Annotated in this window: 14 protein-coding genes, 2 tRNA genes, 1 pseudogene and 1 riboswitch; of the genes and pseudogenes, 9 read left to right on the forward strand and 8 right to left on the reverse strand. The window is 71.6% G+C overall.

Features of this window, described 5'->3' with window-relative positions; translation table 11 throughout:
- Nucleotides 1–206 precede the first annotated feature (206 nt).
- From DNK56_RS19095 to DNK56_RS19115, 5 genes are all read left to right on the forward strand, one after another.
- Nucleotides 207–1337 (forward strand): hypothetical protein, encoded by a 1131-nt coding sequence (locus DNK56_RS19095; RefSeq protein WP_146615261.1) that lies wholly within the window; start codon nt 207–209, stop codon nt 1335–1337.
- Nucleotides 1338–2274: 937 nt separating this feature from the next.
- On the forward strand, nt 2275–3876 hold the full coding sequence (locus DNK56_RS36085) for an IS1634 family transposase (protein WP_241989718.1): 1602 nt from the start codon (nt 2275–2277) through the stop codon (nt 3874–3876).
- 150 nt (nt 3877–4026) lie between these two features.
- Entirely contained in the window at nt 4027–5403 is a 1377-nt protein-coding gene (locus DNK56_RS19105) for an IS1380 family transposase (protein ID WP_111329981.1), read from the forward strand.
- 198 nt (nt 5404–5601) lie between these two features.
- Entirely contained in the window at nt 5602–6861 is a 1260-nt protein-coding gene (locus tag DNK56_RS19110) for an IS30 family transposase (RefSeq protein WP_111329923.1), read from the forward strand.
- A 199-nt stretch (nt 6862–7060) separates the two neighbouring features.
- A tRNA-Lys gene (locus DNK56_RS19115) sits at nt 7061–7134 on the forward strand.
- Nucleotides 7135–7223: 89 nt separating this feature from the next.
- On the opposite strand, the gene DNK56_RS19120 is transcribed toward DNK56_RS19115, so the two are convergent.
- From DNK56_RS19120 to DNK56_RS19135, 4 genes and pseudogenes are all read right to left on the reverse strand, one after another.
- On the reverse strand, nt 7224–7778 hold the full coding sequence (locus DNK56_RS19120; RefSeq protein ID WP_111339393.1) for a peptidoglycan-binding domain-containing protein: 555 nt from the start codon (nt 7776–7778) through the stop codon (nt 7224–7226).
- A gap of 111 nt (nt 7779–7889) precedes the next feature.
- A pseudogene (locus DNK56_RS19125) lies at nt 7890–9340 on the reverse strand (protein kinase domain-containing protein).
- Nucleotides 9337–10080, reverse strand: a complete 744-nt coding sequence (locus tag DNK56_RS19130; protein ID WP_111336411.1) for an FHA domain-containing protein — start codon at nt 10078–10080, stop codon at nt 9337–9339. Before DNK56_RS19130 ends, DNK56_RS19125 begins: the two are co-directional and overlap by 4 nt.
- 157 nt (nt 10081–10237) lie before the next feature.
- Nucleotides 10238–10654 carry an SHOCT domain-containing protein gene (locus DNK56_RS19135; RefSeq protein ID WP_111336414.1) on the reverse strand — a complete coding sequence of 139 codons (417 nt, stop codon included), beginning with the start codon at nt 10652–10654 and terminating at the stop codon, nt 10238–10240.
- 204 nt (nt 10655–10858) lie between these two features.
- Between DNK56_RS19135 and DNK56_RS19140 the strand changes: the two genes are divergently transcribed.
- From DNK56_RS19140 to DNK56_RS19150, 3 genes are all read left to right on the forward strand, one after another.
- A tRNA-Met gene (locus DNK56_RS19140) sits at nt 10859–10932 on the forward strand.
- Nucleotides 10933–11118: 186 nt separating this feature from the next.
- Nucleotides 11119–12285 (forward strand): PP2C family protein-serine/threonine phosphatase, encoded by a 1167-nt coding sequence (locus DNK56_RS19145; RefSeq protein WP_241989995.1) that lies wholly within the window; start codon nt 11119–11121, stop codon nt 12283–12285.
- 211 nt (nt 12286–12496) lie between these two features.
- Nucleotides 12497–12650, forward strand: a riboswitch (cyclic di-AMP (ydaO/yuaA leader).
- Between the two features lie 11 nt (nt 12651–12661).
- A complete protein-coding gene (locus DNK56_RS19150) occupies nt 12662–13834 on the forward strand; it encodes a M23 family metallopeptidase (RefSeq protein WP_241989996.1) in 1173 nt (390 codons plus the stop codon).
- A gap of 61 nt (nt 13835–13895) precedes the next feature.
- Here DNK56_RS19150 and DNK56_RS19155 read toward each other — a convergent pair whose 3' ends face one another.
- The 4 genes from DNK56_RS19155 to DNK56_RS19170 all read right to left on the reverse strand — a co-directional run bounded on the left by DNK56_RS19155 (nt 13896) and on the right by DNK56_RS19170 (nt 19231).
- Nucleotides 13896–15374 carry a PrsW family intramembrane metalloprotease gene (locus DNK56_RS19155; RefSeq protein ID WP_199564809.1) on the reverse strand — a complete coding sequence of 493 codons (1479 nt, stop codon included), beginning with the start codon at nt 15372–15374 and terminating at the stop codon, nt 13896–13898.
- Between the two features lie 53 nt (nt 15375–15427).
- Nucleotides 15428–16273 (reverse strand): tRNA (guanosine(46)-N7)-methyltransferase TrmB, encoded by an 846-nt coding sequence (trmB, locus tag DNK56_RS19160; RefSeq protein ID WP_111336420.1) that lies wholly within the window; start codon nt 16271–16273, stop codon nt 15428–15430.
- A gap of 24 nt (nt 16274–16297) precedes the next feature.
- Nucleotides 16298–17548, reverse strand: coding sequence for an L-2-hydroxyglutarate oxidase (gene lhgO / locus DNK56_RS19165; protein WP_111336423.1), 1251 nt, complete (start codon nt 17546–17548; stop codon nt 16298–16300).
- A gap of 111 nt (nt 17549–17659) precedes the next feature.
- The gene (locus tag DNK56_RS19170) at nt 17660–19231 is read right to left on the reverse strand and encodes a sporulation protein (protein WP_111336426.1); all 1572 of its coding nucleotides are present in this window, start codon (nt 19229–19231) and stop codon (nt 17660–17662) included.
- A 1266-nt stretch (nt 19232–20497) separates the two neighbouring features.
- On the opposite strand from DNK56_RS19170, the gene DNK56_RS19175 reads away from it, so the two are divergent.
- Nucleotides 20498–22609 (forward strand): asparagine synthase-related protein, encoded by a 2112-nt coding sequence (locus tag DNK56_RS19175; RefSeq protein ID WP_111336429.1) that lies wholly within the window; start codon nt 20498–20500, stop codon nt 22607–22609.
- Nucleotides 22610–22666 lie beyond the last annotated feature (57 nt).

The raw sequence follows: 22666 nt of genomic DNA on the forward strand, positions 1-22666 counted from the left end.
GCAAGATCATCTCACCCGTGACCAGCAGTTACGGGACAACCCTTAGCCCCAGACAGTGACTGGGTAGCGCAACCACGAGAGGGCACAGGACGCGCATCCCACAGCGATGACGCTGTTCGATTGCTTCTGGCGTTGCGACGGAGCAAAATTGGTCTGCGTTGGAGTGCACATCCAGGGTTCCGGCGCTGGCTCAGTAGGGTGGGGGCATGGGCACGGACAGTCGGACTTTTGGATCTTGGCGCTTGCGAGGCGGGCGTTATGAGCAAGCGGGCCTACCCGTTGAGGTTTTGGCAGAGTTCGCTAGGTATGAGCGCTTGGTAGTGGACGTGGCCCGAGGTCTCTACAAGAAGCGCCATGCGACACGCCAACGCGTCCCCAGGGGGTTCGCCTCATCCTTTTCGCTTCGCCTGTCCGATATCCAGCGGGGCAGCGTCGTTCCCGTCCTGGAGCGGACCACCGTCGACGCCGACGCACTCTTCGACGATAGCGACGCAGACATCTTCGAAGAAGCCAGAATCGTTATTCAGGATGCACTCCTCTCGATTCAAAAAGGGTCCGGCATCCCTCGAGACTTCCCTCCGCATGCGTTGCGCGAGTTTTCCAGCTTCGGGAGAACCCTGCGAGGCGACGAGTTCATCGAGTTCGATAGCGGGACTCCTGATGCCGTAATTTACTCGCAACCCATTCGCCGCAAGATTCAGGAACAAGCACGCCTCGAAAGATTCGAGATCGAGACACTTGTTTTGGGACAAGTGACTGGCATCAGCGCGGATAGAGGCACGTTTGAGTTCCGCCTCACTCGGGGCGAGAAGGCAATCCTTGGACGTTTTTCATCGGATGACATCGTTGCAGACCTGAGACAGCATCTTGATCGCTCGACAATGGCACCTACTGTGGCCATCAGCGCTGTTGCCATTCAGTCAATGGATGAGGAGATCATCGAGATTCAGGATGTTCTGTCCATTGAACCCGTACTACCGACTGATTGGTCCGATCGCCTAAGCGAGCTGCACGACCTCGAATCAGGATGGCTAGATGGCGTTGGTCGGCAGGTAAGTCGAAAAGTCCTCCGGGAAGTAGAGTCGCTACTGCTCGAATTCATCGACACGCAGGTGCAGCGTCCCTACATATACCCAACAGAAGATGGCGGGGTACAGCTTGAGTGGCCTTACCCAGCAGGGGAAGTGACGCTGACTGTCGCAACAGACGGGAAGGTCGAAGCTTACGCATTCTCGAAGTCAGATGACGACGAAGAGGATGACAGGGCGTTTCACTGGCATCAGTTGAGTGAGATTACAGAGTTCGTGATCGGGGGGATCGCAAGGTATGTCGGCTGATGACTCAAATCTTCGACCTGGCGAATTCGAAATAGCGGATCAAGAAGAGAGGCTTTGGCGCCAAGTTCACCCAATCTGGATTCATGAAGGTCGAGTCACCAGTCAACTCTTCAGTCCCACCCCGAAGGACTCGGGCGAGGTATCTGTAACTAGAGCGTCGTTTGTTAGCCCCGAAGACGCTCACCAATATCACACCGAGACACTTAATTTGAAGTCGGCTGGCGTTTATTGCGTCGACATCGCAGAGGTTCAAGAGGTAAACCTCAGAGCCGTTGACGATTCTCAAGTTGAGGACGACGAAGAGCGTCCTCCGGCACATGCCTTCGTTGACTTCAAGGCTGTTGCGAGCCCCAAGCAACGGAAGAAGCGAGCGAGCCTCTTGCGCGACAAGGCAGAGAAGCGAGGGTGGCAATACGGGCCGACAGTTTGAGGGATTTTCCTTGGCAACCAGCCGGCGACCGCGGGCCGCGCCATGGCGTACTGGAACGACTGGGGGACACGCCGTGAACACTGGGATGCATCCTTCGGGCGCGGGCCTGGCCTCGTAGAGGTTGGATTTTGTGGTCTCAATTCTGGTCTCATTCATCCCCGTCCGACCGCGTTCAGACGAGGCCACCCCGAACGTTCCGCCGCAGGTCAGGACACGTACGGCCCCCGCCGGACCCCCATACGAACATTTGGAAAGCGTGTTGGGGGCAACCCCTCACGAGTTCGAATCTCGTATCCTCCGCCAGTGCCTCACCGGGCACGTTGTCGAAGGGCCCCACCGCTTGCTTCAGTTCTAGTCCCGTACTTCGCGGGTCGTTGATTCGTATGGTGTGACCGGTCTGGGAGTGTCCCGGGCCGGTCGTATGGCGTTGGTCCGGATGTGTCGATGACTTCCCGGTCCCCGCGGCCACGATCTGAGCGTCAGCGCCTTGAAGTGGTGGTGACGTCCGTGGTGGAGAAGCGTCTGGGCGCTCTGCCTGTCGCTGCCGAGTTTCTGCGCCGGCTGGACGTCGCGGGGATCGTCGACGAAGTGTGTCCAGGCGGTGCGAGCGCCCATCTGACGCACGGGCAGGTCATCGAGGCACTGGTGGCCAACCGGCTGACCTCGCCCGCACCACTGGTGCGCGTCGGGGACTGGGCGAGGACCTGGGCGGTGGAGGAGGTCTTCGGTATCACGCCGGACCTCCTCAATGATGACCGCCTGGCCCGCGCCCTGGACGCGATCGCTCCGAAGCTGGAGGTCATCGCGGGCACGGTCGGCGCTCGGGCGATCACCGAGTTCGGGATCGATGTCTCGCGGCTGCACTGGGACATGACCAGCATGTCCGTCCATGGCGCTTTCCCTGCCGAGGAGCAGGACGAGCGGTACCCGCTCATCGCCTGCAACGGGCATCCAAAGGACCGGCGCGTGGATCTGAAACAGATCCAGTCCGGGCTCGCGGTCTCGGCCGACGGCGGTATCCCCGTCCACTCCCGGGTCTTCGACGGCGCCGCGGCCGAGGCCAGCCAGGTCGTCGGGGCGATGAAAGACCTGCGGTCGATGGCCGGCACCCACGAGTTTCTGATGGTCGCCGACTCCAAACTGGTGTCCTACTCCAACATCACCGCCCTGCTTGAGGCCGGTGTGGAGTTCATCGCGCCCGTCCCGGCCGCGCAGATCAAGGACGAGGTCTACGCGGTCCTGGATCCCCAGCAGGCGCAGGCCGTCGACTGGGTGCCCGGGCGGGACGAGAGGAAACCGGAGACGGAACGGGAGACCTACCGAGTCCTGGAGGACATTCACACGCTGACCGGGCGCCGCAAAAGCGACCCGTCGCTGACGGTGCGCCGGATCCTGGTGCATTCCACCGCCGTCGCGGCCGGCCAGCGGGCGGCCCGGGCCAAGCGACTGGCCAAGGCCGCCGAAGACCTCGACAAGCTCGCCGGTGCGGCAGGCGGACGGCACTACAAGACCCGGGAGAAGATCGTCGCCCGGATCGGCGTCGTCACCGCCAAGCGCCGTGTCACCTCCTGCCTGCGCTGGCAGATCACCGCCGACGAGCAGGGCACCCCGGGCCTCACCTGGCACTTCGACCAGGACGTGCTGGAAGCCGAAGCCGCCGTTGACGGCTGGTGGGCGCTGATCACCAGCGTCCCGGCCGAGAAGGCCGGACCCGCCCACGTCCTGATTCAGTACAAGGGCCAGGGCACCGTCGAGCGGCGCTACCACGACTTCAAGGGCCCCCTCGCGGTCGCACCGGTCTTCGTGCAGCACAACCGGCGCGTCGCCGCGCTCATCCAGGTCATCTGCCTGGCCCTGCTCGTCTTCTGTCTGATTGAGCGGCAGGTCAGACGCGCTCTGGGCCCCGACGAGACCATGGCCGGCCTCTACCCGGACAACCGACGGGTCCGCCCTACCGGCCGCATGATCCTCTACCACCTCGGCGAACTCACCCTCCGGATCGGAAACGTCACCGACCCGCCAACCGTCCAGATCAACCGCGGCGTCCAACTCCACCTCCTCGACCTCCTCGACACCGACATCGGACAAACCCGCTGGCCACAGACCTGAAACGGTCACCCGCGAAGTACGGGTCTAGCCTCGGGCTTTCATGAGGTGGGCTGTCCGAAGCGTGATCGAAAACGTGAGAAGTGCTCCTGACCTGCAACGATGGGACTTGTCGAAGGTCCAGATCGTGCCGTGGAAAGAAGCACTTCTCAGGTGAAGAAGCGTATCGGGTCGTACCCGCGTATCCGCATCGAGGGCGGCGGCCGGGCGGTGGTCTCCCAGGCCGGGGGCGTGCTGCTGGTCGAGACGGTCCGCAAGGCCGGGCTGGACACCGCGATATCCGCGGCGCTGGCGCCGTGGCGGAAGGCTCGGGCGGTGCACGACCCGGGCAAGATCCTGCTGGACGTGGCCCTCGCGGTCGCGCTGGGCGGCGACTGCCTGGCCGATGCCGGGATGCTGCGGGCCGAGCCGGCCGTGTTCGGCCCGGTGGCCTCCGACCCGACCGTCTCCCGCCTCGTCGACACCCTGGCCGAGTCCGGCCCGAAGGCTCTGAACGCGATCCGGTCCGCGCGGGCCGAAGTACGCGAACGAATATGGAAGTTGGCGGGATCCTCGTCGCCGGACGCCTCCGGGCAGGTGATCGTCGACCTGGACGGGGTGCTGGTACTGGCCCACTCCGACAAGCAGGACGCGGCCGCGACCTGGAAGAAGACCTTCGGACATCACCCGCTGGTGGGCTTCGTCGACCACGGAAGCGGCGGCACCGGCGAGCCGGTGGCCGCGCTGCTGCGGCCCGGGAACGCGGGCAGCAACACCGCCGCCGACCACATCACCACGGCCCGACTCGCCCTGGCCCAACTGCCGAACAAGTACCGGCGCGGACGCCAGACGCTCATTCGTACCGACTCCGGCGGTGGCACCCACGAGTTCGTCGCCTGGCTCGCCCAGCGGGGCAGGTGGCTGTCGTACTCGGTCGGCATGACCATCACCGACGCCATCCACCAGGCCGTCCTCAAGATCCCGCCCGCCGCCTGGACAGTGGCCGTCGAACCGGAAGGTGAGATCCGTGACGGCGCCTGGGTCGCCGAACTCGACGGTGACGTCCTCAAGGGCTGGCCGCAGGGGATGCGGCTGATCGTCCGCAAGGAACGCCCGCACCCCGGCGCCCAGTTGCGCCTCACCGATGCCGACGGACTGCGGCTCACGGCGTTCGCGACCAACACCACCGGCGTTCCGATCGCCGCACTCGAACTCCGGCACCGCCAACGCGCGAGAGCCGAGGACCGCATCCGAAACGCCCGCGCCACCGGCCTGCGCAACCTGCCACTCCACGACGCCGCACAGAACCAGATCTGGCTGGAGATCGTCCAAATCGCCCTCGACCTGCTGGCCTGGATGCCCATGCTCGCCCTCACCGGGCAAACCCGCAGGTGGGAGCCCCGGCGGCTGAGGCTCCGACTGTTTTCCGCCGCCGCTCAGCTCGTCACCACCGCCCGCCGCCGACACCTGAGATTCGCAGGCCACTGGCCCTGGACCGACCTGATCACCGACGCCATCGCCCGACTCGAAGCTCTCCCGAACCCCGGCTGACCAGCACGTCCCCGCCCCTGCGAGCAGCACCACCCCGACCGGAGCCGTGGAACCCGGCGCCCACCCGACGCGACAGCCGGGCCATCAGCCTGCCCGCCACCCGCCCGAACAGCCGAAACGGCCCGCCGGAGGAACCGACGGACCGTCACGAAAGATCGAGGCTAGTGGTCGTCGCAACACCCCAGCTCAAGGGGTGTCATGGACTTCGAAATCCGCAAGGACAGGAACCGGCAGGGGCGCAAGCCGTTGACCCGGGAACGGGCCGCATACTTCCAGCTCATGGAGCAGGGTTACAGCACCCGGGAAGCGGCCCGGATCGTCGGCATCGACCGCCGCACGGGCAAGAAGTGGCGCAACGGTCACAAGAGGGGCCGCAAGGCAGTTCCTCCGATCTACCCGCAGCACGGGCACGGGTCCGTGGCTGCGGGAGATCTGGAGGCGCCGTCTTGCGGCCCCTCGCGGTTTCTCCAGGAGCGCGACCGCATCCACATTGCCGACCGGCTGCGCGAGAGGGCGTCCATCCGGCAGATCGCCGCCGAGCTGGGCCGCAGCCCGTCCACCATCAGCCGCGAGATACGCCGCAACCGGCGGACCATGCCCAAGGGAGGCTGGTACTACCGGCCTCACACCGCCCAGGCCCGCGCGGACGCCCGCCGGCCCCGCCCGAAGACCGGCAAGATCGGCCACAACCCCGAACTGCGGGACTTCATCCAGGACCACCTCACGATGCGGTGGAGCCCTGAGCAGATCTGCCAGGCTCTGCGGGCACGCTTCCCCGACCGGCCGGAGATGCACGTGACCCACGAGACGATCTACCAGGCCCTCTACGTCCAGGGCCGCGGAGAACTCCGCCGGGAGCTGACCAAGTCCCTGCGCACGGGCCGGGCCCGCCGGCGTCCGCGGCGCCAGGCCCACAAGCGCACCTCCCGCCCCATCAAGGACATGGTCCTGATCAGTGAACGCCCTGCCGAAGCCGCTGACAGGGCCGTCCCCGGTCACTGGGAAGGCGACCTCATCATCGGCAAGGACGGCCGCTCCGCCATCGGCACCCTCGTCGAGCGGGCCACCCGCTACGTGATGCTCGTGCACCTGCCGATCGGGCACAGTGCTGTCGCGACCCGCAACGCGCTCGCCGCCACTGTCCAGGCCCTGCCGCCGCATCTATGGCGTTCCCTGACCTGGGACCAGGGCTCGGAGATGGCCGCCCACAAAGCCTTCACCGTGGCCACGAACATCCCCGTCTACTTCTGCGACCCGGCCAGTCCCTGGCAGCGGGGATCGAACGAGAACACCAACGGCCTGCTGCGGCAGTACTTCCCCAAGGGCACCGACCTGAGCGCTCACACCCCCGACCACCTGGAGCTCGTGGCCGCCGAACTCAACAGCCGCCCACGCAAAACGCTCGGCTGGGAAACCCCAGCCGAGCGCCTCGCTAAGCTACTGGACCTAGCCAGCTGACCAGCAGTGTTGCAACGACCCCTCGAATTCGCCCCCGGACGGGCCCGCTTCCGCATGTTCCGGCGAAGTCCGCGCTCACGCCCGCCACGCCGTACCGGAGGATCTGCACCGGCTGGAACCCCCCGTCCACCGCGCCGCGCGGCCGATACCCGATCGGCTGCACGGCCGGGGCGGGCTATGCTCGGGGGTGATGTGCCGAGGGCCGTTAGCTCAATTGGTCAGAGCAGCGGACTTTTAATCCGTTGGTTGTGGGTTCGAGTCCCACACGGCCTACCGAACATCGGGGCGGAACGCTCCCCCTGAACAGCGAAGGAGCGCCCCGTCCGGCTTGTGCCGGGCGGGGCGCTCCGTCGTGTGCGGGGTCAGTCGCAGTAGTTGGCGGTGTACGAGGCGAAGACCGGGCTGCCCTGGTCGCGGTCGCCGTTCTTGTAGATGATGTAGCGGCCGGTCGTGGCGCGGAGCAGGTCGAGGTCGTGGGCGGCGCCGTCGTAGCGGACGCGGAGGGACTTGCCGTCGGCGGTGCTGCCGGAGACGTAGCGGAGCTTGCTGTCGGCGTGGCCGAAGGTGTTCTTGCCGACCCGGCCGTCGGCGCTCAGGCCCCAGGTGGCCTGGAGCTTCTTGGTGGCGTACGTGGTGTTGGGGCCGAAGTTCCCGTCGATGTCCGAGAGGTCGAAGTCGGAGCCGTTCGACTCGTTGGCGCCCTCGGCCCACAGGATCTGCTGCCAGAGGCAGACGGCCGACGAGCTGGAGTAGGACGAGCTGGTCAGCTCGCCCTCGTCGCCGAAGTCGTCCGTCCAGGTGCCGGCGCCGCTGATGTAGCCGCCGCTCGCCGAAGCGGAGGCGGGCGAGGCGCTGACCGCCAGGGCGGTGGCGGCGAGCGTGGCCACGACGGTGGCGCCGAGGCGGGTGCGTGTCATGCGGAGGTTCATGGGTCTGTCTCCCCGTTCGTCCGGTGCTGCGGGCGTCTGCAGGGACATCGTGCGGGCGGTGACCGGCCACGGGTACCTGCATAGTTGCAGGGTCCGGGGTCAGGACTCCGCCGGGCCCTCGCGCAGCGCGCGCCAGGTCGCGGGGCCGACCATGCCGTCGGCGTCCAGGCCCGCCCGGGTCTGGAACGTGACGACGGCCCGGTGGGTCATCGGGCCGAAGTCGCCGTCCACCTCGCCGACCTCCGTGACGCCGTGCAGGTACCGCAGGAGGCATTGCAGCTCGCGGACCTGGCTGCCGCCGTCGCCGCGCTGGATGGTGAAGTCCCAGGTGCCGCTGTTGCCGGCCATGTAGCCCGTACGGTGCGAGGCGTCCTCGTACAGCACCGTCCGTTCGCAGGTCGGCGGCTCGGCCGCGGCCGCGTCCGGGTCCCAGGGCGAGGCGAGCAGCAGCGCGGCCGTGCCCGCGACCCCGTGCCCGCGACCGCAGCCGCGAGGCCCGTGACGAGGGCGGGGCGCGTCCACTGCCGGGGCCGCAGCCTGGGCAGCCGGGCCGAGCGTGCGGCACCGGCGGCGGCCTCGACCCGGCGGAGCAGGTCCTCGGTGCCGGTGGCGCGGGCACGGTGGTCCGGGGCGAGGCAGTCGTGCAGGATGTCGCGCCAGGCGTCGGGGAGGGCGGGCGAGAGCCGCAGCCCCTCGGTGCCGCGCGCGTACCGGGTCGCCGCGTCGGCGCGGGCCTCGGCGGAGGCGCCGGGGAGCGGGAACTCGCCGGTCAGGACGACATGGGCGAGGACGCCGAACGCCCAGACGTCGGCGGAGGGGCGGATGCGGGTGCCGCGCTCGTCGACGACGGGCCAGAGCAGTTCGGGCGGGGTGTAGTCGGGGGTGGCGAAGGCCGGGGTGTAGGCGTGGGTGCCCTGCATCTCGGCCGCCATGTTGAAATCGGCGAGCCGGGCGGAGCCGTCCGCCATGAGCAGCACGTTGGCCGGCTTCAGGTCGCCGTGCACCCAGCCCGCGTGGTGCAGCTGGTGCAGGCCCTCGCAGACCTGGGCCAGCAGGGCGGGCCCGGCGTCGGGAACGGCGGTACGGGCCAGCAGGGCGTCCAGGGAGCCTTCCGCCCGTTCCAGTACGAGGACGGTCGCGCCGTCCAGTTCGGGGTGGTCCGGGTCGTCGACGGTCAGGGTGTCGTACATCCGGATCAGCCGGGGCGAGCGCAGCCGCCGCAGCAACTGCACCTCGCGCTCGGCGAGGTCGCGCAGATGCTCCAGCTGGCGCGGGGTGCGGGTGCCGGTGGGCAGGAACTTGAGCGCGGCCCGGAGCGGGGGTCCGCCGTCGTGCGCGTCCTCGGTGCTCCGCCCGGCCCGTGCGCCGCGTGCGCCCCTGACGCCCCGTCCGTCCAGCCCGTCCCGTCCGTCCCGCTCGTCCTTCGGTTCCCGGTCGCGGGTCGCTTCGTACACCGTGGCGAACGCGCCCGACGCGATGGGTTCGCGTACCTCCCACGGGCCGACGCGGTAGCCCCTGGGCACGGGCACCGCGTACGGCGGCGCGGTCATCGCGCGGCCTCGGCGCGCGCGGGGCCGAGCACCACGAGGTCGTCCTCGCGGACCAGGTCGAAGCGCAGGGCGAGGGAGGCCAGGGACTCCTTCTTGCCGTGGGTGCGGCGGCCGGGCTCGGCGGTGTCCGCGTCGGGCCGCAGCCGGAGCTTGAGGGCGAGGTAGTCGATGTTCCAGTACACCGCCGAGCGGCTGGCCTTGGGCCAGCCGGGGCGCAGCCGCTCCACGATCTCCTCGACGGCGGGCAGCGGGGCGTTCGGCTCACCGCGCAGCCGGCGTTCGCACAGGGCGACGAGGACGGCGAAGTACCGTTTGGTGCGGTCCAGGGCGAACGCCGGCAGCGTACCGACGCCGTCGAGGCCGTGGCGGCGCACGCTGCGGAAGGCGTGCCGGGGCGCCCAGACGTCGAAGGTGAGCAGATCGCCGGCGGCGGGCAGGGTCACCCGCGACAGCTCGAACGGAACGGGCGCTTCCACCCGGCCCGGCGGCACCTTGACGTGTTCGCCGGCGCCCTCCGGGTTCTCCACGACGTAGGTCTGGTCCTCGCTGAGGTTGCTCAGCAGCCAGAACGTCCGGTGGGCCGTGATCTCACCCGCGTTGCGCGGGACGCCCGGGTGGTCGATGAGGAGGTCGCCGGGCCCGTGGCAGGCCCGGCCGAAGGCGACGCGTTCCCCCGAACCGATCCTGAGCTGTTCGGCGACGCTGCCGCACGAGGGTGGCACGATGATGACGCTGTACATGGAGTCGTCCCCCTTCCCCGGCTGCCCGGGGTCGTTCTCTCCAGCCAACTTTTCGGCAGAGTAGGGGAGTCGCGGGGGGACGGACGACGCATTCGGGCGGCCCGGCGCGTCATCCGGCGCGGGGCGCCGGGGCCGCTCGCCGGGCCGCCGGGTCCGTTCAGACCAGGAGCTTCGACTTCGCCCGCTGGTACTCGTCCTCGGTGATCGCGCCCTTGTCCTTGAGGTCGGCGAGTTTCGACAGGTCCTCGACGTGGTTGCCGCGATGGCCGCCGCCGCCTCCGCCGCCGTCCGTTCCCGCCGCGTCCCTGATGTACGCCTTGAAGGCCGCGTCGCGTTCCTTCGCCTCCTGGATGTCCCGCTTGCCCATGGACTTGCCGCGGGCGATCACGTAGACCAGCACGCCCAGATAGGGCAGCACCAGCGCCAGGATCAGCCACCCCGCCTTGGCCCAGCCGCTCAGGTCATGGCTGCGGAAGATGTCCATGATGACCCGGAAGAGGAGGAAGAGCCACATGATCCAGAGGAAGAACCAGAGCATCGTCCAGAACAGGTTGAGCAGGGGATAGTCGTCCATCGTCCACTCCCGTTGTCGCCGTCGAATGACGGTGAATGACTGCGAATGACTGAATCCAAAATCAGTCATATCACCACATTCACTCCACTGCTCGGCGGTGCGGACCGGGCGAGGGGGCCCGGGCGATGAGAGGGGCGGGGCGGGGCCGGCCGTCGCGCCGTGGTCATCGGGGCCGCGAACATGCCGTAGAGTTGTGTTCACCGACGCGGGGTGGAGCAGCTCGGTAGCTCGCTGGGCTCATAACCCAGAGGTCGCAGGTTCAAATCCTGTCCCCGCTACTGAACGATCAGGCCCGGCACGCAGACAGCGTGCCGGGCCTGACGCATGGTGGGGCCCCGGCGGGCCGGTGGGTAGGCGCGGCTTCGCCCCATCGGCGGCCGAGGAGTCGCCCGCCGGCCGTGCTGCGGCGAGGCTGGAGGGGGTGCGCGGTACCGTCCGCGGCAGCACCGGGCAGGAGACCGCAGGTGGGGAAGTGGGCGCGACGGTGGCGAGGACGCGGCGGCGACGCGGGCAGCCGCCGGTTCGTCCGGGTGCTTCCGGTGGCCATGATCGTCGTCGGGGTGGTGTTCGACCTCCTCACCCCGGCCGCCTTCACCGCCGTCCCGATCTTCGCGGCCGCCCCGCTGATCGCCGCCCCCTTCTTCGGTACCTGGTCGACGATCCGGATCGGGGCCGCCGCGCTGATCGCCGTCGCCGGCATCCGGATCGGCACCGGGGCGCTGGCGGGCGCGGTCCCGTTCATCGAGATGCTCACCGTGCTCACGGTCGCCGTCCAGGCCGTCGTGATCAACCGGGTCGTGCTGCGCGGCAACGAGCGCCTGGCGTCCGCCCGGATGATCGCCGAGACCGCGATGCGGGCCGTGCTGCCGGTGCCGCCCGAGCGGATCGGCGGACTCCAGGTGGCCGCGCGGTACGAGGCGGCGCAGGCGGACGAGTTCGTCGGCGGCGACCTGTTCGCGGCGGCCGGCACCCCGTACGGGGTACGCCTGCTGCTCGGTGACGTACGCGGCAAGGGGATCGAGGCGGTCGGCGCGGTGGCGGTGGTGATCGGCGCGTTCCGGGAGGCGGCCGAGCAGGAGAAGTCGCTGGCGGGGGTGGCGCGGCGGCTGGAGCGGGCGCTGGCGCGCGAGTCGGCCCGGCGGGGCGATCCGGACGCCGGTGAGGGGTTCGTCACCGCCGTGCTCGCGGAGATTTCGCCGGGCGCGCGGACCGTACGGATGGTCAACCGCGGCCACCCCGACCCGCTGCTGCTGTACGGGGACGGGGCGGTGGAGGCGCTGACGCCCTCGGAGCCGGCGCTGCCGCTGGGCATGGACCTGGGGGTGCGGGCGGACCGCCAGGACGAGTGGGGGATGCCGCCCGGCGGGACGCTCCTGTTCTACACGGACGGCCTGTCCGAGGCGCGGGACGCGGACGGCGTCTTCTACGACCCGGCGGAGCGGTTGCGCGGGCGCCTGTTCCCCGGCCCCGAGGAGCTGCTGTCGGCGCTCGCCGACGACGTGCGGCTGCACACCGGGGGCGAGTCGACGGACGACATGGCGCTGCTCGCGGTCGCCCGGCAGGCGAAGGGACAGCCCGACCGGCGCAGGACGGTGAAGATCGTCAAGCGGGACACCACCCTGAGTGACTGAGGGGCCCCGCTGCGCATAACATTTGACGCACCGTCAGAAACCGCGTAGTGGGTGAACGCTGATCAACTCGCCCGGTTCCGCCCGGTTCTGTCCCGTAAAGTCCAGGCCGTAGGCATGAACGATCAGTGGGAACAGCTTGGAATCGGAGCCGTCTGTCTATTAACGTTCGATAACGCAGCGCGGTTGTCCCAGCCGCCGTCAGTGGCGGCACCGTGCGCGAGCGCCGAATTCCGCAAGGGAACCGGGGAACCACCAACATGGGGTGAATCGGGCGAACCTGCCTTCACAAGAGGCGGAGGAACCCGTAGGAGACCTTCCTGCTCCGAACCCGTCAGCTAACCCGGTAGGCGAGAAGGAAGGAAAGGAGTGCGCCCGCGTGGCGTCCAACAAGCCTGCCCCCGAAGCCCCCTCACGGTTCGTGCCCGAGTACGGCGCCGACTGCGCGGCCACCCCCGGCACCCCGTACTTCCCGGAACAGGGCGGCGACCACGCCACCGATCGGGGCAACGGCTTCGGCACCGACGCCGGTTACGGCAGCGGCTTCCGCACCGAGGAGACCGCCCCCGAGCGCAGCTGGGACGAGTGGAACCCCACCGAGGAGACCGTCCGTCCCGTCCGGGGCAAGCACCGTGTCGCCAAGCAGCGCAACGCTCTGGCCCGTAGCTCCACCGTCCTCGGTGTCGGTGTCATCGCGGCCGTCGGTGCGGGAGGCATGGCCACCGCGCAGAGCAAGCCGCCGGTCTCCATCTCTCTTCCCGATTCCATCCAGGACAATCTCCCCGACGCCAAGTCCCTTCCCGGCGTAGGTGCGTTGTTCTCCGGCGAGGCCGAGACCGAGGCCCCCGCCACCACCACGGCCGCCGCCGCTCCGCTGACCACCGCCGGTATCACCACCGCCGAGGCCGAGCAGGGCACCACGGACGCCGGTGAGGCGCTGCGTGCCCGCATCCTCCAGCAGGCCGAGCAGCAGTCCGCCGCCGCCGACGCGGAGGCCAAGGCGGCCGCCGAGAAGGCCGCGGCGGAGAAGGCCGCCGCCGAGGCGAAGAAGCAGCAGGACGAGGCCGAGGCCAAGGCCGCCGCCGAGAAGAAGAAGGCGGAGGAGGAGGCGAAGAAGAAGGCCGAGGACCTGCGCCTGGCCAAGCTCGCCGCCAGCTACTCCCTCCCGACCTCCTCGTACACGATCACCTCGACCTACGGCCAGGCCGGTTCGATGTGGTCCTCCGGCCACCACACGGGCCTGGACTTCGCGGCCCCGACCGGTACGCCGGTCAAGGCGGTCCACGGCGGCACCATCACGTCGGCCGGTTACTCCGGCTCGTACGGCTACCGCACGGTGCTGGAGCTGGAGGACGGCACCGAGGTGTGGTACTGCCACCAGTCCTCGATCGGTGTCTCGATCGGCCAGAAGGTCACCACCGGCGACACCATCGGCCGGGTCGGCGCGACCGGCAATGTGACCGGCCCGCACCTCCACCTCGAGGTCCACACCCCGGACGGCACGGGCGTCGACCCGATGTCCTGGCTCCGGGCCCGCGGTCTGAACGTCTGAGCCCCGCTCGACGGATCGCGGCCCCACGAACCCCGGCAGCCCTGACGCACACCCCCCGACGTCAGGGCTGCCGGTCTGTGTACGGGTAGGGCCCGCCGTACGGATTCGGGACGCGGTACGAGTACGGGACGCTCGCGTACGGGTACGGGTACGGGTACGGGTGCGGGGTGCCGGGCGGCCGGCGGTGCGTGGCGCGGGCCGCGTACGCCAGGGCGGGGCCCGCGATCTCCCGGCGCTGCCACAGATGGTGCAGCAGCTCCAGCTCGCGGGCGGCGAAGTCCGGGTCCGCCGTGCCCCGGCGGGCCTGCCGCCGCAGCAGGCCGAGGGACGTCGCGAACGCCTCGTACTCCGCGACCGTGCGCGCCGCCGCCCTGCCCCGCTCCTTCGCCCCGGGCGGGGAGAAGGAGGCCGCGTGGGCCGGGTGGTACGGATGTCCGGGGAAGCCGCCCGCCGCCTCGTACCTGCGGCGGGCCGCGTTCCGGGCGAGGGCGCGGGCCCGCATCGAGGCGAGGGCGAGCGGTTCGGCCGGGGAGATCCATCCGGCCTCGGCGTACGCGGGCAGCTCGACGGCCAGGGAGCGCAGCTCCCGGCGGCGGGCCCGGATCACCAGCCAGGTCACCACGCCGAAGACCGGCACCATGAACGTTCCGTAGACGATGTAGAAGCCGTACCGGCCGAAGGTCGCCGAGCCGTTCCACAGGGCGTGCATGCCCATCGCGAGGAGCAGCCCGCCGAGCGGCGCCGCGATCCGCCGGACCCGTCCGCCGGGCGCGGCGCTCGCGGCGATGCCGAGGCCGATGCCGGTCAGCACGGTGAAGAGCGGGTGGGCGAAGGGCGTCATCACGGCCCGTACGAGGAACGTCGTCACGGTCGCCGAGGCGAAACCGGAGTCCGTCTGCTGGTCCTCGCCGAAGGCGTTGCCCAGATAGAGGATGTTCTCGGTGAAGGCGAAGCCCGTCGCGGTGAAGCCGGCGGCGACCGCGCCGTGCACCACCCCGGTGAACTCCCGTCTGCGGAAGAGGAGGAGCAGCAGGACGGCGGCGCCCTTCGCGCTCTCCTCGACGATCGGGGCTATGACCGTGGCGCCCAGGGTGTCCGCGTTGGCCGGGTCGGTGCCGGCTATCCACCGGGTCGCGAAGGAGTTGGCGAGGATCGCGACCAGGGCCGCCGCGCACGCTCCCCAGGCGAACGCGAACAGCAGGTTGCGCCATGGGCCGGGATCGACCCGGTCCAGCCAGCGGAACGCGGTCATCAGCACCGGGACGGGCAGCACGGCCAGGCCCAGGCCGACGAGGAAGCCCTCGGTCCCGGTCTGGTCGCGGACGAGGGCGAGGATCACCACCCCGCACAGCGCCAGCAGCGTGAAGACCGCGACCACCCGGAACGTGCGGTTGCGCCAAAGCGCGCCGACGCGGCGGGGCCGGTAGCGCCACTGCTCCCGGCCCGGCACGGCGGCCAGGATCTCGCCGACCCGCTGCTCCTGGAGCACCGGGACGGACGGCTGATCCCGCCGTTGTCGCTGAACAGACCCGTCGGACACCCTTCGCACCCTAACGAGCGGCACCGACAGCGGCCACGGTGCGTCGGGACGGGTCAGACGCGGGCGAAGAGGAGGTCGTGGACCACATGGCCCTTCCCCAGGCCCTGGCCCTCGAAACGGGTCTGCGGCCGGAACGCGGGGCGTGGGGCGTAGCCGCCGCCGGCCACCGTGTTCTCGAAGCGGGGGTGGGCGGTCAGCACGTCGAGCATCTGCTCCGCGTACGGCTCCCAGTCGGTCGCGCAGTGCACGATCGCGCCGGGCTTGAGCGGGCCCGCCACCAGGTCCAGGAACTCCGGCTGGATCAGCCGGCGCTTGTGGTGGCGGCTCTTGGGCCACGGGTCGGGGAAGTACACGCGCAGCCCGTCCAGGGACTCCGGCTCCAGCATTTCGCGCAGCAGGATGATCGCGTCCCCGTTGGCGACCCGGACGTTGGTCGAGCCGTTGCGGTCGGCGAGCCCGAGGAGGTTGCCCTGGCCGGGCGTGTGCACGTCCACGGCGAGGATGCCGGTGCCCGGATCGTCGGCCGCCATCCGCGCGGTGGCCTCGCCCATGCCGAAGCCGATCTCCAGCACCACCGGGAGCCCGTCGAACATCGCGGGCAGGTCCAGGACGCGCAGCCCGTCGATGTCCAGGCCCCACTTGGGCCACAGCCGTTCCAGGGCGTTCTGCTGGCCGGGCGTGACCCGGCTGCGGCGCGGCTGGAAGCTGCGGATGCGGCGCTCGTGGTGCGAGCCGGCCGGGTCCGCCGCGGGTCCGCCGGGGAAGCGGGGCTCCTGGCGCATCCGGCGTGCCCGCTCCAGGGACGCGATCCGCAGGTCGTCCGGGATTCCGGCGGTGGTGGGCGTGGTGGTGCCGTCCGGGCCGGTGGGGGTGCCGGGCGTCGGGCGGGAGGGGTTCATGGGCTCAGACACAATGCCCTGATTCTACGGGGCGGCCCGGAGGCGGGGCGTCCGTTCGGTGGCCGCCCCGGCCCGGAGCAGCGCCCGGCGGGCCACCTCGCGGCCGATGGGCAGGGCGGCGGTGGCGGCGGGCGACGGGGCGTTCAGCACATGCACGGTGTGCGGGGCCTCGCGGATCAGGAAGTCGTCCACCAGGGTGCCGTCCCGGAGGACGGCCTGGGCGCGGACCCCGGCGGGCGAGGGGCGCAGATCGTCCTCGGTGACCTCGGGCAGCAGGCGCCGGACCGCTTCGGTGAAGGCGCGCTTGGAGAGCGAGCGGTGCATCTCGCCCGCGCCGTAGCGCCAGTGCCTGCGGGCGATCCGCCAGGAGCCCGGCCAGCTCAGTGTGGACAGCAGCTCGCGGGGCCGGACGACCGAGCGGTCGTAGCCCTCGCGGGCCGCCGCCGGCACCGCGTTCGGGCCGATGTGCACGGAGCCGTCGAAGCCCCGGGTCAGATGGACGCCGAGGAAGGGGAACGCCGGATCGGGCACCGGGTAGACGAGCCCGCGCACCAGCTCGGGCCGCGCCAGCTCGTAGTACTCCCCCCGGAACGGCACGATCCGCATCCCCGGCTCGTCGCCCGCCAGCCGGGCGACGCGGTCGCAGTGCAGCCCGGCGCAGTTGACCAGGACGCGGGCCCGGACCACCAGGCCGTCGGCCGTGCGCACGGCGACGCCCCAGGGGCGGCGGTCGATCGCCGTGACCTCCGCGCCGAACCGGATCACGCCGCCCGCGCCGCGCACCTCGTCGGCCAGGCGAGCGGCGACGGCCCGGAAGTCGCACACGCCGGTCGTGCCGACCCGGATCGCGGCGAGGCCCCGGACCTTCGGCTCGTACTCGGCGATCTGCGCGGGGCCCAGCTCGCGCACCGGCAGCCCGTGCTTCCGGCCGCGCTGGACCAGGGCGTGCAGCCGGGGCAGCTCGGCGCGGTCCGTGGCGACGATCAGCTTGCCCGTGACGGCGTGCGGGATGGCGTGCTCACGGCAGAAGTCGACCATCTCCGCGCCGCCGGTCAGCGCGTACCGCGCCTTGAGCGAGCCGGGCGGGTAGTAGATCCCGCTGTGGATCACCCCGCTGTTGCGGCCCGTCTGATGGCGGGCGGGGCCCTTCTCCTTCTCCAGGACCGTCACCCGCGTCCCCGGCGCGGTCCGGGTGAGCGCGTACGCGGTCGACAGGCCGACGATCCCGCCGCCGATCACCAGCACGTCGCAGTCGTACGCCGCGTGCGTCATCATCACGCCACCTCCCACCCCGATAGTGCACTGACCCACTGACAACGCACTCAAACCCGCACGGCCCCGGTGGCGCTTCCCCGGAGCGGAATCCCCCCGGCCGGCGCCGGCTCCCTACGCCTGGGCGACCAGCAGGGGGCGGGCGCGTTCGCGCAGCTCGGCGACGCGGGGCTCGTCCCCGTACGGCTCCAGCCGGTGCAGCAGGTCGCGTACGTACTCGGTGGTGCGCGCGGAGGAGATGCGGCCCGCCACCTCCACGGCCCGCGTGCCGGCCGCGCAGGCCGCGTCCAGGTTGCCCGACTCCAGCTCGGCGACGGCCGACACGACGAGCCGCAGCCCGTGCGAGCGGACGAACTCCTCGGTGGGCCGGGACAGCGCCTGTTCCGTGAAGCGGCGCACCTGGCGCGGGGCCTTGAGGTCGAGGTGGCACTCGGCGGCGTCGGCCGCGAATCTGTCGTACGAGTAGAAGCCCAGCCAGGCCGGGTCGGCGTCGCCCTCGCGGGACCGCTCCAGCCAGCTCTCGGACGCCTTGAGCGCGGCCCCCGCGGCCGGCGCGTCGTTCGCCTTGGCGTGGGCGCGGGCCTCGACCAGGCGGAAGAAGCTCATGGTGCGCGCGGTCGCGAGGCCCCGGTTGCGCTCGACGGCGGCCTGCGCGAGGTCCACGCCCTCGTCGGCGAAGCCGCGGTAGGTCGCCTGGAGCGACATGGACGCCAGGACGTAACCGCCGAGCGGTACGTCGGCCGCCGCCCGGGCCAGGCGCAGGGCCTGGATGTAGTAGCGCTGGGCCGCTTCCTGCTGGCCGGTGTCGAAGGCCATCCAGCCCGCGAGCCGGGTCAGCTCGGCCGCCGCGCCGAACAGCGCCCGGCCGACCTCGTCGCTGTACGAGCCGAGCAGCAGCGGAGCCGCGTCCACGCGTAAGCACTCCGGGACCATCGAGGAGCGCCAGTCGCCGCCGCCGTACTTGGAGTCCCAGCGGCGCGCGTCCTGGGCGGCCTCGCGCAGCTTGGACACGTCGCTGTGGCCCACGCGCAGCGACGAGGCGTCGGCCGCGGCGTCGGGGCCGGGCTGTGCGGGGATGAGCAGGCTGTGGCCGGGGGCCGGCGGGGCGCCGTTGCCGGCGGGGGCGCCGGGCTGCGTGGGTGTGCCGGCGGCGCCGTGCGCCCCCGGTGCGCCCTGTGCGCCGGGCGGCTGTCCGCCGACCGCCGCCGGGGTCCGCGCGACCGACGGGTCGGCGGGGGATATCAGCCAGCGGGACGCGGGCGTGGCGTACGCGCTCACGGAGAAGGAGCCCGCGAGCGACTGCCAGATGCCACCGCCGCCGGCCCGGCGTCCGGCCAGATCCAGCCGGTACAGCTCCGTCGCCGACCGCACCGCCGCGTCGACGTTGCGCGGGAAGGCCAGGCCGACCTCCGGCGCCGGATCGGCGTCGGCGAGCCCGATCTCGTGCAGCGGGACGGGCCGGCCGAGCTTGGCGCCGATCGCCGCCGCGATGAGATGGGGCGCGGCGCCCTGCGGGACCATGCCCTTGGAGACCCAGCGGGCCACCGACGTCTTGTCGTACCGGAGGGTCAGACCACGCTGCGCGCCGAGGTCGTTGACCCGCCGCGCGAGCCCGGCGTTACTGATTCCCGCGAGGGCGAGAACGGTGCCGAGCTTCTCGTTCGGTCCGCGTTGCTCCCTGGACATGGCCACCCCTCGACACACAGACGGCAGCCGCGTCACCGTCACGGCGCGCGGCATTCGTACCGTGTTCTCCCCAGGGACGAGGCCCGTCACTCCGCCCGCACACGCATTTGGCCGTGCCACGGGGAATATGCCGCCCTGCCGAGAACATCAGTGCACCCAGCGTAGTTCGTCGCATCCCTACCGTTAAGGGCTGGACGTCCGTATGGCGGGATTGTTGTCCACGCAGACGGGACGCGGGGAACGCGGGGACGACAGGCGACGCGAGTGGCGCATGGGACACCAGGGGTGAACACACGACGGAGGAGGGGCGGCGGACGAGCGGAGGCGGGGCGAGAGGGATGAGGGGGCGCGGGGGAGGGTACGCGGAGGTCCGCCGGCCCCCGTCCCCCACCGGCCCGGAGTGGTGTGCGGACCGCTCGCGCCGCTGCTCCGGGCCGCCCGCCGCCGCGCTCCCCGACCCCGCCGACCAGCGCCGACCGGCGCGCGGGTGTACGGGTGCGGAGCCGTTCCCCACCGCTCCCGGCCGCCGTCGCGAGGTCCGTCGGCGGCGGTCCGCGTGTGCCCCCCGGTGTGTGGCCGTGCGCCCGCATGTGCGCTCTGGCCGGGCCCCGGGGGCGGCGCTTGCATGGGTGCTGCGTGGATCGGCTCGCTGTGCTGGAAGCAGGGAGCTGGGGGAAATCGCCGCCTCATTCCCCGCAGGCGGTGGGACCGGTCCGGGAGGCGAGGCCCGCCTCCCGGACCGTGCGTTCGGGGGTGCGGGGGCGTCCTGCGGGGGAGGACGCCCCTGTGGGGCCGGCCGGGCGGGCCGAGCGCGGAAGCGCCGACCGAACACGGGCAGATGCGGATGAACGGGGCGGCCGGTCGGGAGGTCGGCGGTTCCCTCCTCGCGTGAGAATGGCCGGATCTCGACGGTCGGTCGGGGTCGGGCCGGGGGACGCGCGGGCATCCCGGCAGCCGCGCCCACCGCGTGCGGGCCCTGGCCGGAAGGGGGCGTTCGCACCCGGCGGGAACGGGGAACACAACGCCCGCCCGCCGCCCCCGCGTTGCCCTCCCGGACGACGCGCGGAGGCCGCGCGCGGGACGCGCGCCCCGCCGTTCGCCCCGCGGCCTTTGCCAGGGGCGCATGCGCGCACGACGTGCGCCGTCCGTAGCCACTCCCGCACGCCGTTGTCGTGGCAGCATGTCCGCAACGGCGCCGATCGCCACCGGAGTTCTCCGGGTGCCTGCCTGCCGCGCCGTTTTTGTCCACAGCCTGTGGAGGCGGCGATGCGTTGGTTGGTGGGTTGGAGCAGTATCGCCGCGCGCTTCGGCACGGCCGGGGCGGTCGGCGGCGGTGACGACGGGCGCACGATGCACCCCGTGGGCTCCCAACTCCTGTGGAGCGACCCCGATCCGCTCTGGGCGGTCGGCGACTGGCGGCCAGACGAGATCCGCACGATCCGGGTGGACACCGCCGAAGGCGCCCCCACCGTCCGGCTCGCCGTCCTCGGCTGCTGCGGCGCCACCGACGAACAACTGCGCGTCGGCCTCCTCGCCGCGCGCGGCGGCGCCCTGCGCCACCTCACCGCATGGACCGGCAGCTACACGGCCGTCGTCCAGATCGGCCGCCGCATCACCGTCGTCGGCGACCTCGCCGGAGCCCGCCCCGTCTTCTACACACCCTGGGCGGGCGGCACCGCGTACGCCACCGCCGCACTGCCGCTGGCCGACCTGATCGAGGCCCAGCTGGACATCGGGCACCTGGCCGCACTGCTGGCCTGCCCCGAGACCCCGGAGGCGCTGGGCGACGGCACCCCGTACGCGGGCGTGAAACGCATCCCGCCCGGCCACGCCCTGATCCTCCGCGAGGGCTCCCGCGAGATCACCGGCTACGAGGCCGTCGCCTCCCTCGCCGTCGCCGCGCCCGAACTCGACCCGGTGAGCGCCGTGGACGGCGTCCGCGACGCCCTGGTCGAAGCGGTACGCGCCCGGCTCCTGGCCCCCCGCCACGCCCCGGAGACCCTGCCCCCCGACCCCGGCCCGGTCCCCGGCATGGGGCCCGCCGAACGCCGTGCCGCCCGGGGCGCCCCCGTGCCCGGCATCGGCGCCGACCTCTCCGGCGGCAGCGCGTCGGCGACCCTCGCCCTGCTCGCCGCCGGACTCCCCGGACTGCCCGGCACGATCCTGGGCCACGGCACCGGCGCCGGGGAGCGGCTGCTCGCCGTCACCTTCAACGATCTGACGACCCGCGCCCACGAGCCCGAACTCGAACGCGCCCGCGCCATCGCCGCCAACCCCCGCCTGCACCACGTCGTCGTCGCGGCCGGTGAGGAGGCCCTGCCCTACGCCGCGCTGGGCACCGGCGCGCTCACCGACGAGCCCGCCCCCTCCCTCGTCCTCGCCGAACGCCACCGCCGCCGGCTCTCCGCAGGCAGCGCCGACCATTTCGTGGGCGCCGGTGCCCGCCAGGTGCTCGACGCCCACCCGGCCCGCCTCGCCGACCTGCTCATGGACCGGCGCCGACGCCACCTGCTGCGCCCGGTCGCCGCGCTCGCCAAGGCCGAAGGCCCCTCCGCCCAGTCGTTGTTCGTCCCGCTCACGGTCTACCGGGCGGCCCGCCGGCTCGCCCGTACGTCGTACCGGACCGGCCTCGAAACGGCCGCCGGACGGCTGCCCGAGGCCAACCGCCTCGCTCCGGGGCTCGACACCCCCGCCGACGCCTCGCTCGCCGCGCTCGCCTGGTCCCGGCCGGGGCCCGCCGCCCGCTGGCTGACCGGGGAGGCGCTCGCAGAAGTATCGGTTCGTCTCCAGGAGGCGGCGATCCGCCCCTCCTCCGTCCAGCGCCCCGGCGAGGCACGGGCCCGCGCCGCCCTCGCCCGCAGCGCCGCCGACCACCGCATCCTGGAGCAGGCCGCCGAGATCCGCTCCCAGCGGCTCCACGCCCCGTTCCTCGACAACCAGGTCGTACGCGCCGCCCGCGCGCTCCCCGAATCCCTGCGCGTCCAGCCGGGCGCCCGCGCGGCGATCCTGCGCCGCGTGCTGGCCGGCGCGGGCATCCACGAACTGCCTCCCGGCTGGGGCGCGCCCTCGCAGCACACCTCCACCACGGTGACCCGGACCGGGCTGCGCGCCGCGCTGCCCGAGCTGATCGCCCTCTTCGACGCCCCGCTGCTCGCGGACGCCGGACTGGTGGAGGCCCGCGTCGTCCGCAAGGCCCTGCGCGCCGCCTCCGAGGGCGAGCCGCTGCCGCTGGACGGCCTCGCCGATCTCGCCTCCACGGAACTGTGGCTGCGCCGTCTCATCTCCCGGCGCGGCACCTGCTGGACGGGCTCGGCGGCCCCCCGCCAGCGCGCGGTGGCCGGTGGAGTCGTCCCGGCCCGGCGCTCGCTCCAGGGATGAGCCGGGGGCGCCCGCGCCCTTCCGAGCCCTGCTGGCCGGGCACGGTGCAGGACACAA

Source organism: Streptomyces sp. AC1-42W (assembly GCF_003248355.1).
Classification (GTDB): Bacteria; Actinomycetota; Actinomycetes; order Streptomycetales; family Streptomycetaceae; genus Streptomyces.

What these genes read in the sequence shown, in the direction of transcription:
- DNK56_RS19095 (WP_146615261.1), top strand. Translation starts at nt 207, where the DNA reads ATGGGCACGGACAGTCGGACTTTTGGATCTTGGCGCTTGCGAGGCGGG.
- DNK56_RS19110 (WP_111329923.1), top strand. Translation starts at nt 5,602, where the DNA reads ATGGACTTCGAAATCCGCAAGGACAGGAACCGGCAGGGGCGCAAGCCG.
- DNK56_RS19120 (WP_111339393.1), bottom strand. Translation starts at nt 7,778, where the DNA reads ATGACACGCACCCGCCTCGGCGCCACCGTCGTGGCCACGCTCGCCGCC.
- DNK56_RS19130 (WP_111336411.1), bottom strand. Translation starts at nt 10,080, where the DNA reads ATGTACAGCGTCATCATCGTGCCACCCTCGTGCGGCAGCGTCGCCGAA.
- DNK56_RS19135 (WP_111336414.1), bottom strand. Translation starts at nt 10,654, where the DNA reads ATGGACGACTATCCCCTGCTCAACCTGTTCTGGACGATGCTCTGGTTC.
- trmB (WP_111336420.1), bottom strand. Translation starts at nt 16,273, where the DNA reads ATGAACCCCTCCCGCCCGACGCCCGGCACCCCCACCGGCCCGGACGGC.
- lhgO (WP_111336423.1), bottom strand. Translation starts at nt 17,548, where the DNA reads ATGATGACGCACGCGGCGTACGACTGCGACGTGCTGGTGATCGGCGGC.
- DNK56_RS19170 (WP_111336426.1), bottom strand. Translation starts at nt 19,231, where the DNA reads ATGTCCAGGGAGCAACGCGGACCGAACGAGAAGCTCGGCACCGTTCTC.
- DNK56_RS19175 (WP_111336429.1), top strand. Translation starts at nt 20,498, where the DNA reads ATGCGTTGGTTGGTGGGTTGGAGCAGTATCGCCGCGCGCTTCGGCACG.